2 protein-coding genes are annotated in these 948 nt (G+C 35.3%); both read right to left on the bottom strand.

Going from position 1 to position 948, the window contains the following annotated elements; translation table 11 throughout:
• Positions 1-263: TRAP transporter large permease subunit (locus V7149_RS03930; protein WP_335344351.1), on the bottom strand; the 263-nt coding region annotated here is incomplete at its 3' end.
• Entirely contained in the window at positions 260-814 is a 555-nt protein-coding gene (locus V7149_RS03925; protein WP_335344350.1) for a TRAP transporter small permease, read from the bottom strand. The genes V7149_RS03930 and V7149_RS03925, both read right to left, overlap by 4 nt.
• Positions 815-948: the final 134 nt, after the last annotated feature.

Here is a 948-nt window from a genome sequence, read left to right as displayed (position 1 = left end):
TGACCAACCCATGATTTTAATGCTTCAATTAAATGATACGAGATACCGCCCTTTGACATGATAATACCGGCAAAAACGAAGCCTGGTATCGCCATTAAGGTCGCTGAATTTAAGGAGTTAAACATTTTTTGAATGACAGTATATAGTGTAAAATCAATCATTGACAATGCTACTATACTTGAAAGCCCTAAACTGATCGCTATCGGTACTCTGATTAAACAAAGAATGGCAAATACTAGAAATAGGACTAAGACCGGACTCATGCCCCTACCCCCTTGTCACCTGGATTATTCGCTGATTCCTTCATTTCTTCATAAAGCATTTCAATTTCTCCTGCCAGTTCACGCTTATCACCCTTCATTGCGCGATATGCGTTAATTATGAAGTAAAGTCCAAGCAATCCCATTCCAATAGGAAGAACGAGATAGGTTATCCAAATCGGAATCCCTACATCAATCGTTGTCATTCCCTGTTCCTTTGAAAGCGTAATCAATTCTAATGACGAATAGGCCAGGAAAAATGAAAAGAATCCACCAATAATATTAGCGATTGTTGCAACTACTTTTTTCATTCCAAAAGGTAATGAATCAAACAAAAGCTCCACTTGAATATGTCTTTTATCTTTTAAAGCCATTCCAAAACCTAAGAAAATTGCCCATACTAGTAAAAACTCAAAAACCTCCGTAATCCAAGCTGGCGGTGCATTCACCACATATCTCATAAATACACCATACAAACTTACCAATACCCCTCCAACAAATAGCACCCCAGCTGCTCCTTCTTCGATGCGATCAAGCCATTTCAAGAGTTTCATACAAATCAACTCCTTTTTTTAGATTGTATCCAATCTTTATTTCATTCTATTTTTCAATATACTAGATATGAACAGAAAAATAAATAGAAAATTCAATATTTTTATTTAATTTTCTATATTCACAATATTTAATA

It is taken from the genome of Bacillus sp. JJ1503 (assembly GCF_036965125.1).
In the GTDB taxonomy this organism is placed as follows: Bacteria; Bacillota; Bacilli; order Bacillales; family Cytobacillaceae; genus Cytobacillus.
Note: the sequence above shows the minus strand (reverse complement) of the source record. Positions and strands in the feature narration are given on the sequence as shown.

Bases quoted from the DNA above. Each gene is read 5' to 3' on its own strand.
- V7149_RS03925 (WP_335344350.1), bottom strand. From the start codon at position 814: ATGAAACTCTTGAAATGGCTTGATCGCATCGAAGAAGGAGCAGCTGGG.